Genomic DNA, 12,184 nt, shown 5'->3' with positions numbered 1-12,184 from the left:
GAAACGGTGTCAAAGAGCTGACGTGCTCAGCATTTTGAGAGGCGCCGTTTTCTGTACGATCTCGCGGGTGCAGACGCCTTCGGACGGGGCGGGTGCCAGGTGAGAATCCAGCCGGCGGAAAGCGCCACCACGCCGCCTGCCAGGGCGATTGCGCCGCCTGTTCCGATGGCCGCGGCCACCGCGCCCAGGCAGACCGCCCCGACGCCCTGTAGCGTGATGCTGCCGGCGCCGAGCAGGCTGAAGGCCTGGCCCCGGCCATCCTGCGGCAGGGCGTTGAGGAACGGGCGTTGCAGGCCGAGTTGGTAGGCGTATCCGAGGCCACTGAGCAGCAGCAGACAGGACGACACGCCTACCCCGGGCTGGGCAGCAAAGCCGACCAGCGGTAGTCCCGTCAGCGCGATCAACGGCACTACCAGTCGCTCCCGGGTGGGCGGCCGTAGCAGTCGGCCCACCAGCAGGTCACCGACAAGCATGCCGACCGGAAGACAGCCCATCAGCACCGCGTACCAGCCGGGCGCGAAATGGCGTTCTCCCGAGTAGGCGACGAGGAGGCCTTGCGAGCCCGCTACGAACGCGACAGGTAGCCACTGGGCCAGCATCAGCCGTCGCACCGTGCGTCGGCGCAGCAGCAGGCCTGCACCTCGCAGGCTTGCACGGACGGCCCCGCTGTCGCTCCCGGCGCTGCCGGGTGTGCCGCCGGACTCTCCCGGTTGCAGCCGGGGCAGCCGGATGCGGATGGCCAGCGCGCAGCCGAGGTAGAGGACGGCGCTGGCCGCGAGCGCCCGGCGTGGGCCGAGTGCCGCGACAGTTGCACCGCCTAGCGCCAGACCGAGCAATTGCGCGCCGGCACCGGCGATGTTGTTCAGTGAACGGCCCAGTACATAGGCGTCACCCTCCAGCGACTCGGCGACCAGCCGACTTGACGCGCCGTGAAACACCGGTGTGGCGAGAGAGACCAGCGCCACGACACCGAGGCTTGCCGGGACCGGCATCCGCACCAGGGCGAGCAGCAGGGCGGCGGCGCACGTCAAGGCGTAGCCGCCGGTGATGAGCGCGCGGGGCGGCAGTTGGTCGGCAAGTGACCCCAGCAACAGCGAGCCGAACAGCTGCGGGATGAAGCCGATACCGAAGGCTGCCGCGCTCAGCGACGCGGAGCCGGTGGCCGAGAAGACCAGCACGGAGAACGTGGTGATCCGCAGGATGTCCGCCGTGATCGCGACGGCGCGTGTGGCGAAGAGCAGCCGGAATCGCGGCTCGGCCAGCACCTCCCGGTAGGTGGCACGGTGATCGCCCTGCGCGGGCTCGGCGGTTGGGGTCATGACGCCCAACCTCGCCGTGCTCCCGCGCCCGACACCAATGATTCGTCGCTGGACGAATCGGAACAGACGTCCCTCGGTAGCATGGCGCGGTGCTCCGCTTCGAAGTCTCCGTCGAGGACCTGCTGCGCAGCCGCTTCGCGCTGTCGCCCGCGCTGGACCTCTGCCTCCTGCTGCGCTCACTCGCCGGCCAGGACAGACCGCTGCCGCGCGCCTGGGCCACCCGGCTCCTCCCGGCCTTCGAACGGCTTCGCCGCGAGAGTGGACTGAACGCCGCCCTCGCGCTGCACAACCCGCGATCCGGGCCGAGCTTCGTCGCCCCGCCCCCTCGCGGCCTCAACCAGACCTGGGCAGACGACCTGGCCATGATCCGGGCCACACCGCTGGAAGCGGCCCGCCTCGAAATCGCCACCCACGCGACCGGCCCGTCCGCCGGTGATCCCCGCGTACGCGCGGTGCTGGACTCGACGGACGCCGTCTCCAGGATCGCCGAGGCGATGGACCGGGCCTGGCACGAGCTGCTCGCCGCGGACTGGCCGCAACTGCGCGCGATCTGTGAGCGCGACGTCGTGCACCGGGTGGGTACGATCGGCGAACACGGATGGGTCACGACCATCGAGAGCCTGCACCCGAGCATCACCTGGCAAGCCGGCGGTATCGAGATCGGCCACTTCTCCCACGTCGAACCAGTCCGCCTCGCCGGCGACGGACTCCTGCTGATCCCCTCGGTCTTCGTCGCGAACATCGCCGCCCACCTGGCAGACCCCTGGCCCTGGCCCAGGACCTTGGTCTATCGTGCCCGCGGCACCGCCGCCCTGTGGGGCGAGCAGGAGACCGTCCCCCGACCGGACGCGCTGACCGCTCTGATCGGCCGGTCCCGAGCCCGGCTGCTGTTGGCGCTGGACGCCCCGGCCAGTACCAGCCACCTCGCCCGAAGCCTCGCCATGACACCCGGCGCGGTAGGAGACCACCTCGCCATCCTGCGAGGCGCGGGACTGCTCGTCCGCGCCCGGTCCGGACGGTCCGTGCTCTACCGCCGCACCCCGCTCGGCGAGGCACTCGTCGCCGGTACGGGCTGAGGGATCGGATCAGCACTGAGGCTCTGTGTCCACGTCGGGCCTCGAAGAGTTCTTCCGTTGGTTCAACAACACTCGGGACTGACCATCTGCGCTCTTGTCAGCCCGCGAGACCACCCGCCCAACCCAAGCTCACGGAGCAGAACCTCGCCACCTCCCACGCTCATCCCCGCCAACTCAAGCGCTCACCCGCCCAGAGAACACCGTCACCTCGATCGCCAAGTTCCTCGGCGTCACCCGCAACACGATCTACAAGTACGTACCCGAACTGAAAGGCTGCCGGGCCACGCTCGGCGAAACGGACAGTACGCCGGCTCTGCCCCGCCCCGCGCAGTCAGCGGGGTAATCAGCGACTATCGCTGAATTCCGTTCCGATACTCCCCAAAAGCCGTTCGTCATGAGGCAACCGTCGTCGTCGCGGCCGTCGACGAGTGGCTGTGACCGGAACGTCCCGGACATGTCCTAATCGGCTGCGTCCCGCATCCCGGTCAGAAAGTTCCTGACCGCGGCAAGCTCCCGCTCGTCGTACCCCCGCAACAGGCCCAACGCCCGCTCGATGAGCGGTCCGAAGTGGGTCCGGCCCAGGACGACCGCCCGTTCCTCCACTTCGATGGTGACCTTGCGGCGGTCCTGCGCATCGCGCACCCGCCGCACATGCCCGGCCCGCTCCAGCCGGTCGACCAGCGCTGTGCTTCCCGCCGAGTTGAGACCGAGCAGCGAGCCGAGCTGCCCCGCTGTGGTCCGCTCGCCGGCGCGGGCGGCGTCCATCAGGGCGATCAGCGCCCGCACGTCCGTGGGGTGCATGCCGTTGCGCTGGGCGAACCGCGCACTGTGTCCGCCCAGGCCGACGGCCACCGCGCGGAGCAGGTGGACGATCTCCATCTCGGGTCCCGGCGCGGCTCGTTCGACGAGTTCCTCACCCTCCAGGCCGGGCACGGACCACCTCCACGTAGTGTCTCGCTCAGCAGATATCTTGCTGAGCGAGATACTAGAGGGGTTGCCGTTCATGAACGCCCGCGGTGCATACGACGCCGACAACTTCCGCATGGCCTACGACAAGGTCATGGCCAAATGGCCCGCCGCTCGCGAGACGGCGACCGTTCCCACACCCTTCGGCACGACCCACGTGAACGTGTGCGGTCCGGCCGACGGACCCTCGCTCGTCCTCCTGCCCGGCGGAGGGGGCGCGACCTCCGCGTCCTGGTACGCCCAGGCCGCGGCACTGTCCCGCACCCACCGGGTGTTCGCCGTCGACCTGATCGGCGCCCCAGGACGCAGCGTCCCCGACCGGCACCGCCGCCCCCGTACGGTCGCCGACCTGTCGGCCTGGCTGGACACGCTCCTCGACGGCCTCGGAGTGACCGAGACCAACCTGGGCGGACATTCGTACGGAGCCTGGATCGCACTGCACCACGCCCTACGCGCACCCGACCGGGTACGCCGCCTGGTTCTTCTGGACCCGACCCAGTGCTTCACCGGGTTCAGTCCGGCCTACCTGATGCACGCACTCCCGTCGCTGTTGCGGCCCACACCCCGCCGGGTCCGCGCCTTCCTGGAGTGGGAGACCAGAGGCTGCACCCTCGACCCCGACTGGCTCGCCCTGCAGGAGGCGGCCGCCGGGTTCCCCGCTCTCCGGCCCGTCACCGGGCCGCGCCCGGCACCGGACGCCCTGCGCGGCCTGAGCCTGCCGGTCCTGTTGCTCCTCGCCGGAAACAGCAGGACCCACAACTCCTCCAAGGCGGCAGCTCGTGCCGCAGCACTGCTCCCACGCGTCACGACGACCGTGCTGGAGGGGGTGTCCCATCACGCGCTACCGCACGCCGTCCCGCCCGGGGCCAACCGTCATCTCTCCGACTTCCTGGAACGGCCCGGTGGCTGACGCTCGGCCCACCCCCGGGGCACCGCACCCGCAGAACCAATACGCGTCGAGCTGCGCCACGCGCACTTCCGCTACACGGCCCAGGTCAGGGCTCCAGCGTCCGGCCGTGCGCCGTCCCCTCGACCGCCTCGGCGTACGCGCGGGCGACCACCGCCGCCGGGGTGCCCCCGGCCGGGTCCATGGCCAGCGCGGACAGTGTCTCGCTCACCCAGCCGGGACTGACCACGTTCAGCCTGACGCCGCGCGGCATCTCCGCCGCCGCGCCGTGGACGAACGCCGCCAGACCCGCGTTCACCAGGTGCCCGAGCGTCATGTCCCGCATCCCCTCCGGGATACGGCCCGCCGTCAGCGTCACCGACCCGCCGTCCCGCACCCACGGCAGGGCGCGCCGCACCAGGTTCACCTGCCCGACGAGCTTCGCGTCGAGCCCCCGCCAGTACTCCTCGTCCTTGCTCCCCTCCAGCGGCGCCATTGCCCCGTTCGCCGCCGCGCACACCACCGCGTCCACCGGGCCGATCCCCTCGAACAAGGCCTCCACCGACGCCGCGTCCGCCACGTCCACCCGTACGTCGCCGCCGCGCGACGCCCGTACGACCTCGTGCCGCTGCGCCAGGGCGTCCGCCACTGCGCCGCCGATGGTGCCTCTCGCCCCTATGACGACGATCCTCATGTCGTACTCCTCCGTGCCTGCTGTGCTGCTGTGCTTGCACTGCCACCCTCGTACGGCCCGCCCGGCGTACCCAGCCCCCCGCCAGGGGTACCTCTGGCAGGGGCAGGCTGGCGCGCCGCGCGTGGGGGAGACTGGCCCGCATGAGCACACAGGCCGAACTGGGCGAATTCCTGCGGTCGCGCCGCGCGCGCCTGCGGCCCGAGGACACCGGGCTGACGCTGTACGGCGGGCGCCGCCGCGTCCCTGGCCTGCGCCGTGAGGAGCTGGCCCAGCTCGCGGGGGTGAGCGTCGGCTACTACACGCGGCTCGAACAGGGCCAGAGCCCCAACGCGTCCGACGCCGTCCTCGACGCCGTGGCCCGCGTGCTGCGCCTGGACGACGTGGAGCGCGGGCACCTCTTCGCGCTCGCCCGCCCCAAGCCCCCCGAGCAGCGCCGCCCGGCGCGCCCCGAACGCGTCAGGCCGGGCGTCCGCACCATGATCGACGCGCTCGGCGACGTGCCCGTGGTGCTGATGGGCCGCTTCCTCGACGTCCTCGCCTGGAACCCCATGGGCCACGCCCTGCTCGCCGGGCACGCCGACCCGGCCGCCCCCGAACGGCTCCGCGACCGGCCCAACATCGCCCGGCTCCTGTTCCTCGACCCGCACACACGGGAGCTGTACGCGGACTGGACGCGCAAGGCGCGGGCGACGGTCGCCGACCTGCGCATCATCGCGGGCCGCCACCCCGGCGACCCGGAGCTGAACCGGCTCATCGGCGAACTGACGGTCGGCAGCCAGGACTTCGCGCGCATGTGGGCGGCGCACACGGTGGGGGACTGCGGGACGGACGTCCGGACGTACCGCCATCCGCTGGTCGGGACGATGGACCTCGCCGCCGAGTTCATGGCGCTGCCGCGGGACGAGGGGCAGCGGATCGCCGTGTTCACGGCCGAGCCCGGCTCCCCCTCGGCCGCCGCGCTGGCGCTGCTCGCCGACCTCACGCGGCCCTGACGGGCGTCAGGACGCCGGGCGCCCGCCGTCCCGTTCCGCCTCCCCCTCCGCCTCCTCGTCGGCCGCGAGCCGCTCCGCCAGCTCGTCGGGCGACAGCGACTCGCGGTGCACGACGCCCGTCCGGTACGCCGTGCGCCCCATCACCTGCCCGAGCACCGGCACGGTGATCAGCTGGAACACCACCACCAGCGCCAGCACCACCGCCTCCTTCGCCGGTGTCTGGAAGGCCACGCCCAGCATCACCAGCAGCACCCCGAGCGTCTGCGCCTTCGCCGCCGCGTGCAGCCTGCTGATCGGATCGGGGAACCGCAGCACGCCGATCGCCGCCAGCACGCTGAAGCTCGCCCCGGTGATCACGAACACGCCCGTCAGCAGGTTCAGGACCACGCTCACCGCAGGTCCTCCCGCTGCTCGACGAGGTGCGCCGCCGTGATCGACCCGATGAAGCCGAGCAGGGCCAGCACCAGCAGCAGCGGGATGGCCGCCAGGTCGTCCCGCGCCGCCACGTCGATCGCGATGCCCGTCACGATCAGCGTCACCAGCACGTCGAGCGCCACGATGCGGTCCAGCGTGCTCGGCCCCCGCAGCAGCCGCACGGCCGTCAGGCCCGCCGCCACTGACACGAGGGTCAGCGCCACGGCGTACACCACGTTCACCCGGTCTCCTCCCGTCGCTCCCGCCGCGCCCGTTCCTGCTCCGCCCGCGCCGCGCGGACGACCGCGCGCACCTGGGACGAGGGGCCCAGCGCGCGCACCACCGCCCGTTCGTGCTGCCGCACCATCCGCCGCCCGTCCGCGACCGCGCGCGGGCCCTCCATCGGCAGGACGTGCACATACAACTGCTGCCGCCCCCGGTCGATCTCCAGGACGAGACTCCCGGGCGAGATCGTCGTCAGCACGGCCGTCGCGGTGATCAGCAGATCGCTGTCCGCCGCCAGCCGCACCTCCACGACCGCCGCCGGTACGCGCGGCCCCAGGCGCACCGCCGCCCACCCGACGCGCACCGCCGACACCACCAGGCTGCCCGGCATGCGCGCGGCCAGCTCCAGCATCCGCGCCGGGCGCGCCCGTACCCGCGAGGCGACCTCCGGCATGGGGAACGCCGCCAGCACCACCACGCCCACCAGCAGGCCGCCCAGCACCACGACCGCACTGACCGACGCCCACAGGACGACCCACAGCGCGAGCAGCCACACGAGCATGGGCAGCCGCCGCAGCAGCCGGCGTGCGGGGGAGCGGCCCCCGGGGTGTGCCGTCATCCGTGCTCCTCGGCCGTCACGGCGTGGCGGTACGTCTCGGGCCGGTTCAGGTCGTCCGCCGCCCGTTCGGTGACGCGCGACAGGGGGCCCGCGAACACGGCGACGGCGAGCCCGGCCAGCACCATGCCCGAGGTCGCCCCGACCGTCAGCGTCCTGCCGCCCGCGCCCACCGCCTCGGTCCTGCGCGCCGCCGGGGCCGACACCGCGCGCCAGACGCGGATCATCGCGTACAGCGTCAGCAGGCTCGTCACCAGCGCCGCGCCGGAGAGCAGCCACGCCGCGGAGCCGCCGTCCGCCGCCGCGGCGCGCAGCAGCGCGAACTTCGCGATGAACCCGGAGAACGGCGGCAGTCCCGCCAGCGACAGCGCGGGCAGTATGAACAGCACCGTCACCAGGGGCGACGCGCCGCCCTCGTCCTCGCCGCTCTCCATGCGGTGCAGCGCGGACGTCCCCGTGCGGGCCACCACGAGACCGGTCACCAGGAACAGCGACGCCTGCACGATGATGTGGTGGACGACGTACAGGATCGTCCCGTTGAGCCCGGCCGCGTCCGACAGGGCGAGGCCGAACAGCATGAAGCCGATGTGGCTGACCAGCGTGAAGGACAGCAGGCGGTTGATGTTGTCCTGGGCGATCGCGCCGAGGATGCCGATCAGCATCGTGACGACCGACGCGCCCACCAGCAGCCACCACACGTCGTCGCGCGGGAACAGCAGCGTCTGCGTGCGCACCATCGCGTACACGCCGACCTTCGTCAGCAGCGCCGCGAACACGGCGGTGATCGGCGCGGGCGCGGTCGGGTACGAGTCCGGCAGCCAGAAGTGCAGCGGCACCACGGCCGCCTTGATGCCGAAGACCACCAGCAGGAACGACGCCAGCGCCGTCCGTACACCGCCCGGCAGCCCGGCCGTGCGCTCCGCCAGCTCGGCGAAGCTCACCGTGCCCGTCGCCGCGTACAGCAGCGCGATGGCGGTGAGGAAGAGCAGCGACGACGTGAGGCTCGTCATCGTGTACGTCATCCCCGCCTGCACCCTGGCCTCGCCCGCGTTCAGCGTGATCAGCACGTAGGACGACGCGAGCATCACCTCGAAGGCGACGAACAGGTTGAACAGGTCGCCCGACAGGAACGCGAGCCCGATCCCGCCGACCAGCAGCAGGTAGGCCGGGTGGAACGGCACCGCCGTCTCCGACGAGTCGCCCGCCGTGCCCTGCCCCACCGCGAACACCAGGACGGCCAGCGCCACCAGCACCGCCACCGTCAGCAACAGTGCGGCCAGCAGGTCGGCGACCAGCGCGATGCCCAGCGGCGGCGCCCACCCGCCCGCCGCCACCACCGCCGTGCCGTCGCGGTCCACGCGCAGCAGCAGCGCCACCGCGTCCGCCAGCACCACCGTCAGCACGACGACCGTGAACAGGCGCTGCGCCGCCGCGCGGCGGGCCAGGGTGAGGGAGACACCGGCCGCGAGCAGCGGCAGGAGCACGGGCAGGACGACCAGCCATGTCGTCATCGCGCGCCCCCGTCCCCGCCCGCGTCCGGGCCGCCGCCCCGCTCGCGCCGGCTCGTGTCGCGGCCGCCCGTCTCGTACCAGTCCGAGTCGGGCCAGTCCGCCTCGCCGGACGGCAGGGCGGCCGGCTCCGCGTCGGCGCGCTCGCCGACCGTGCCGATGCGCCGGTCCTCGATGTCGTCGCGCACCTCGTCGTGCCCGGCGAGCCGCCAGGAGCGGTACGCGAGCGCCAGCAGGAACGTCGTGATGCCGAAGGTGATGACGATCGCCGTCAGCGCCATCGCCTGCGGCAGCGGGTCCGCGAACCGGCCGCTGTCGCCCGGCTCGCCCTCCGGCACCACCGGCGCGTCGCCGGGCGCGCCGCCCGACACGAGCAGCAGCAGGTTCGTGCCGTGGCCCAGCAGGATGAAGCCGAGCAGCGTCCGCATCAGGGACCGCTGGAGCATCAGGTACACGCCGGTGGCGAACAGTCCGCCGACCACCAGCGCCATCGTCACGTCGAGGGTCCTCACAGGGCGGCGCCCTCCCCGGCCGGGGCGCGGTCCTGGTCGCCCGCCACCACGCTCGCCGCGCCGAGCAGCTTGAGGATGACGCCGACGACCAGCAGGTACACGCCGATGTCGAAGAACACGCTGGTGCTCATGTGGACCTCGCCGAGCACCGGCGCCGTCAGGTGCCACACCGACGCCGTCAGCGGCGCGTGCCCGAACGCGACGGGCACCAGCGCGACGACGGCCGCGATCACCAGGCCGCCGCCCAGCACGCGGTTCGGGTCGGTCGGCGTCGCGAGCCCCAGGTCCGCCTGCCCGCCGACGAGGTACCGCAGCACGAACGCCTGCCCCGCCACCAGCCCGCCCGCGAACCCGCCGCCGGGACCGTAGTGCCCCGAGAACAGCAGGAAGAGCGACAGCACGACGATCGACGAGAACAGCGCCCGCGTCATCACCTCAAGGAGCACCGACCGTTCGGTGCCCGGGCGTTCCCCGGCGCCCGGCAGCCACTGCTCGCGCGGGGCGTCCCAGCGGGCGGCGGGGGAGCGTTCGGCGGACGGCTCACGGGCGGCGGGCGGGGGGCCGCCGGGACCGGCCGCGGCGCGGGAGCCCTTCGGCTCGGCGCCCGCGCCGCCCCACACGCGGACCAGGCTCAGCACGCCCACCGTGGTGATCATCAGCACGGAGATCTCCCCGATGGTGTCCAGCGCCCTGAACTCGACGATGATGGCGTTCACCGCGTTCTCCGCGCCGGTCTCGTGCACGCGGCCCGTGTAGTCGGGGCGCCGGGACGACGGCGCCCGCGCGTGCGTCGCCACCAGCGCCAGCACCGTCACCACCGCGCCGGTCGCCACCGCGACGACGCCGCGCGTCCAGCGGGAGTTGAGGCGCTGCGGCTCGGGCGTGAAGCGCGGGGGCAGCCGCCGCAGCACCAGCGCCGTGACGACCAGCGTCAGCGTCTCGACGAGGAACTGCGTGAGCGCCAGGTCCGGCGCGCCCCGCACGACGAACAGCACCGCGACGCCGTAGCCCACGGCGCCGGTGAGCAGCACGGCCGCCAGCCGCTGGCGCGTCATCGCCACCGCCACCGCGCACGCCAGCACGATCAGCGCGGGCGGCACCTCGGACACCGACTGCCACAGCGGCACATCGCCGATCGGCGACGCCCCCACGAACAGCGCCCCCGCCGTCAGCAGCACCACCGTGGCGAGCACGACGGTGAGGTACGCGGGCAGGGAACCGACCTGGAGGAAACGCGTCACCCGCACGGCGAGCCCGACCGTACCGCGCACGGTCTGGCGGTACACGAACTGGCCGTCAGGGGGGCGGGGCAGTCGCCGCTGCAGGGCGATCACCCTGCCGCGCACCGCGTGCAGCGCGCCGCCCAGGGCGAACGTGGCCAGCGCGAGCAGCAGCGTGAACGACAGGCCGTGCCACAGCGTGACGTGGTACGACTCGTGGGCCGTGCCGTGGAACACATCGGCCCACGGTTCGGTCAGATGCCCCGTCAGGGACGGCCACACGCCGAGCAGCAGCCCCAATACGGCGGGCACGGCGGCCGGCCACAGCAGCCCCCACGGCGTCGGCCCCGGCTCGCGGTCGGGCACGCCCGGCTTGCACGCGAAGGCGCCCCACACGAACCGCGCGGCCAGCGTCACCGTCAGGGTCGAGGCGACGAAGAACCACAGCAGCGCCCACGCGCCGCCCGGCAGATGGTCGTTCAGGTAGCCGTCGAACGCGGCGTCCTCGCCCACGTAGCCGATGAACGGCGGCAGCCCCGCCATCGACGCGGCGGCCAGCACCGCCACCACCAGGACGACGGGCATCCGCCGTCCCAGGCCCGACAGCCGCCGCAGGTCGCGCGTCCCGGTCTCGTGGTCGATCAGGCCCGTCACCATGAACAGGGACGACTTGAACAGCGCGTGCGCCAGCAGCATCACCGCGCCGCCCAGGACGGCCGTCCGCGTGCCCGCCCCGAACAGCGCGATCAGCATGCCCAGTTCGCTGACCGTGGCGAACGCCAGGATGCGCTTGAGGTCGTTCTCCCGCAGCGCGTGCCACGCCCCGAACACCATGCTGCCGAGCCCCACGCCCAGCACCAGGGGCCGCCAGACCGCCTCGTCGGCGAAGCCGGGCGCGAAACGCGCGACCAGGTACACGCCCGCCTTCACCATCGCGGCGGCGTGCAGGTAGGCGCTCACCGGCGTCGGCGCGACCATCGCGGCGGGCAGCCAGGAGTGGAACGGGTACTGCGCCGACTTCGTGAAGGCGCCCACCAGCAGCAGCACCAGCGCGGCCGGGACGACCCCGCCGCTCGGGGGATCGGCGATCAGCGCCGAGATCCGGTAGGTGCCGCCCGCCTGACCGAGCATCACCAGGCCGAGCAGCATGGCCAGGCCGCCCGCCACGGTCGTCAGCAGCGACTGCTCGGCCGCCCTGCGGCGCTCGGTGGACGGCCGCCGCCCCGCGATGAGCAGGAACGACGCGATCGTCGTCAGCTCCCAGAAGACGTACAGCACGAAGAGGTTGTCCGCCGTGACCAGCCCGAGCATCAGCCCCGCGAAGCCGGTCAGCAGCCCGGCCTGCCTGCCCGCGTCCTCGGAGTCGTAGGCGGACGCGTACGCGATGACGAGCACGCCGATGCCGCTCACCACCAGGACGAGCAGCAGCGCCAGCGGGTCGAGCCTGAAGTCCAGTCCGAGGCCCAGCGACGGCGCCCACGACAGCTCCTGGCGCAGGACCTCCCCGTCGAGGACCCGGCGCGCCCACAGCAGCGCCCACCAGAACGTCGCGAGCGGCGGTACGGCGGCGATCACCCACACGGCGCGGCCGGTGCGGACCGGGAGCAGGGGGAGGACGGCGGCGCACACCAGATGGGCGGCCACCAGCACCAGCATGCAGTTGCTCCCTCGTGTGATCGACAGGCCCCCGCCCGCGGGCATGACCCACGGTTGGTTTCCCCGCATCCGCGCCAGCAAACGGGGTCATTGTGTCGAT

12 protein-coding genes are annotated in these 12,184 nt (G+C 72.9%); 3 read left to right on the top strand and 9 right to left on the bottom strand.

What is annotated here, in order from left to right:
• Nucleotides 1-26 precede the first annotated feature (26 nt).
• A complete protein-coding gene (locus ACIBPC_RS13990; protein WP_398844039.1) occupies nucleotides 27-1,319 on the bottom strand; it encodes an MFS transporter in 1,293 nt (430 codons plus the stop codon).
• Nucleotides 1,320-1,408: 89 nt separating this feature from the next.
• Between ACIBPC_RS13990 and ACIBPC_RS13985 the strand changes: the two genes are divergently transcribed.
• Nucleotides 1,409-2,395, top strand: coding sequence for a winged helix-turn-helix domain-containing protein (locus ACIBPC_RS13985; protein WP_398844037.1), 987 nt, complete (start codon nucleotides 1,409-1,411; stop codon nucleotides 2,393-2,395).
• A 459-nt stretch (nucleotides 2,396-2,854) separates the two neighbouring features.
• Here the strand turns inward: ACIBPC_RS13985 and ACIBPC_RS13980 are convergent, their stop codons facing one another.
• On the bottom strand, nucleotides 2,855-3,274 hold the full coding sequence (locus ACIBPC_RS13980; protein ID WP_398844373.1) for a MarR family winged helix-turn-helix transcriptional regulator: 420 nt from the start codon (nucleotides 3,272-3,274) through the stop codon (nucleotides 2,855-2,857).
• A 124-nt stretch (nucleotides 3,275-3,398) separates the two neighbouring features.
• Between ACIBPC_RS13980 and ACIBPC_RS13975 the strand changes: the two genes are divergently transcribed.
• Nucleotides 3,399-4,271 (top strand): alpha/beta fold hydrolase, encoded by an 873-nt coding sequence (locus ACIBPC_RS13975; protein WP_398844034.1) that lies wholly within the window; start codon nucleotides 3,399-3,401, stop codon nucleotides 4,269-4,271.
• An 85-nt stretch (nucleotides 4,272-4,356) separates the two neighbouring features.
• Here the strand turns inward: ACIBPC_RS13975 and ACIBPC_RS13970 are convergent, their stop codons facing one another.
• Nucleotides 4,357-4,941 (bottom strand): short chain dehydrogenase, encoded by a 585-nt coding sequence (locus ACIBPC_RS13970; protein ID WP_398844031.1) that lies wholly within the window; start codon nucleotides 4,939-4,941, stop codon nucleotides 4,357-4,359.
• 140 nt (nucleotides 4,942-5,081) lie between these two features.
• Here ACIBPC_RS13970 and ACIBPC_RS13965 point away from each other — a divergent pair, with 140 nt between their 5' ends.
• Complete coding sequence (locus tag ACIBPC_RS13965; RefSeq protein ID WP_398844028.1) at nucleotides 5,082-5,933, top strand: helix-turn-helix transcriptional regulator; 852 nt, start codon at nucleotides 5,082-5,084, stop codon at nucleotides 5,931-5,933.
• 6 nt (nucleotides 5,934-5,939) lie between these two features.
• Here ACIBPC_RS13965 and mnhG read toward each other — a convergent pair whose 3' ends face one another.
• The 6 genes from mnhG to ACIBPC_RS13935 are packed head-to-tail and all read right to left on the bottom strand — an operon-like array spanning nucleotide 5,940 to nucleotide 12,084.
• Nucleotides 5,940-6,326, bottom strand: coding sequence for a monovalent cation/H(+) antiporter subunit G (mnhG, locus tag ACIBPC_RS13960; protein WP_398844025.1), 387 nt, complete (start codon nucleotides 6,324-6,326; stop codon nucleotides 5,940-5,942).
• Nucleotides 6,323-6,589, bottom strand: coding sequence for a monovalent cation/H+ antiporter complex subunit F (locus tag ACIBPC_RS13955; RefSeq protein ID WP_362962993.1), 267 nt, complete (start codon nucleotides 6,587-6,589; stop codon nucleotides 6,323-6,325). The genes mnhG and ACIBPC_RS13955 overlap by 4 nt, the downstream gene beginning before the upstream one ends.
• Nucleotides 6,586-7,191 carry a Na+/H+ antiporter subunit E gene (locus tag ACIBPC_RS13950; RefSeq protein ID WP_398844021.1) on the bottom strand — a complete coding sequence of 202 codons (606 nt, stop codon included), beginning with the start codon at nucleotides 7,189-7,191 and terminating at the stop codon, nucleotides 6,586-6,588. Before ACIBPC_RS13950 ends, ACIBPC_RS13955 begins: the two co-directional genes overlap by 4 nt.
• Nucleotides 7,188-8,699: a Na+/H+ antiporter subunit D gene (locus tag ACIBPC_RS13945; protein WP_398844018.1), complete on the bottom strand. Its 1,512-nt coding sequence runs from the start codon at nucleotides 8,697-8,699 to the stop codon at nucleotides 7,188-7,190. Before ACIBPC_RS13945 ends, ACIBPC_RS13950 begins: the two co-directional genes overlap by 4 nt.
• Nucleotides 8,696-9,208, bottom strand: a complete 513-nt coding sequence (locus ACIBPC_RS13940) for a Na(+)/H(+) antiporter subunit C (RefSeq protein ID WP_398844015.1) — start codon at nucleotides 9,206-9,208, stop codon at nucleotides 8,696-8,698. The genes ACIBPC_RS13945 and ACIBPC_RS13940 overlap by 4 nt, the downstream gene beginning before the upstream one ends.
• Nucleotides 9,205-12,084 carry a Na+/H+ antiporter subunit A gene (locus ACIBPC_RS13935; protein WP_398844013.1) on the bottom strand — a complete coding sequence of 960 codons (2,880 nt, stop codon included), beginning with the start codon at nucleotides 12,082-12,084 and terminating at the stop codon, nucleotides 9,205-9,207. The genes ACIBPC_RS13940 and ACIBPC_RS13935 overlap by 4 nt, the downstream gene beginning before the upstream one ends.
• Between the last annotated feature and the right edge of the window lie 100 nt (nucleotides 12,085-12,184).

The organism is Streptomyces sp. NPDC049879 (genome assembly GCF_044461265.1).
GTDB lineage: Bacteria > Actinomycetota > Actinomycetes > Streptomycetales > Streptomycetaceae > Streptomyces.
Note: the sequence above shows the minus strand (reverse complement) of the source record. Positions and strands in the feature narration are given on the sequence as shown.

Coding starts and splice junctions, on each gene's coding strand:
- ACIBPC_RS13975 (WP_398844034.1), top strand. CDS start 3,399: ATGAACGCCCGCGGTGCATACGACGCCGACAACTTCCGCATGGCCTAC.
- ACIBPC_RS13990 (WP_398844039.1), bottom strand. CDS start 1,319: ATGACCCCAACCGCCGAGCCCGCGCAGGGCGATCACCGTGCCACCTAC.
- ACIBPC_RS13935 (WP_398844013.1), bottom strand. CDS start 12,084: ATGCTGGTGCTGGTGGCCGCCCATCTGGTGTGCGCCGCCGTCCTCCCC.
- ACIBPC_RS13980 (WP_398844373.1), bottom strand. CDS start 3,274: ATGGAGATCGTCCACCTGCTCCGCGCGGTGGCCGTCGGCCTGGGCGGA.
- ACIBPC_RS13970 (WP_398844031.1), bottom strand. CDS start 4,941: ATGAGGATCGTCGTCATAGGGGCGAGAGGCACCATCGGCGGCGCAGTG.
- ACIBPC_RS13950 (WP_398844021.1), bottom strand. CDS start 7,191: ATGACGGCACACCCCGGGGGCCGCTCCCCCGCACGCCGGCTGCTGCGG.
- ACIBPC_RS13945 (WP_398844018.1), bottom strand. CDS start 8,699: ATGACGACATGGCTGGTCGTCCTGCCCGTGCTCCTGCCGCTGCTCGCG.
- ACIBPC_RS13965 (WP_398844028.1), top strand. CDS start 5,082: ATGAGCACACAGGCCGAACTGGGCGAATTCCTGCGGTCGCGCCGCGCG.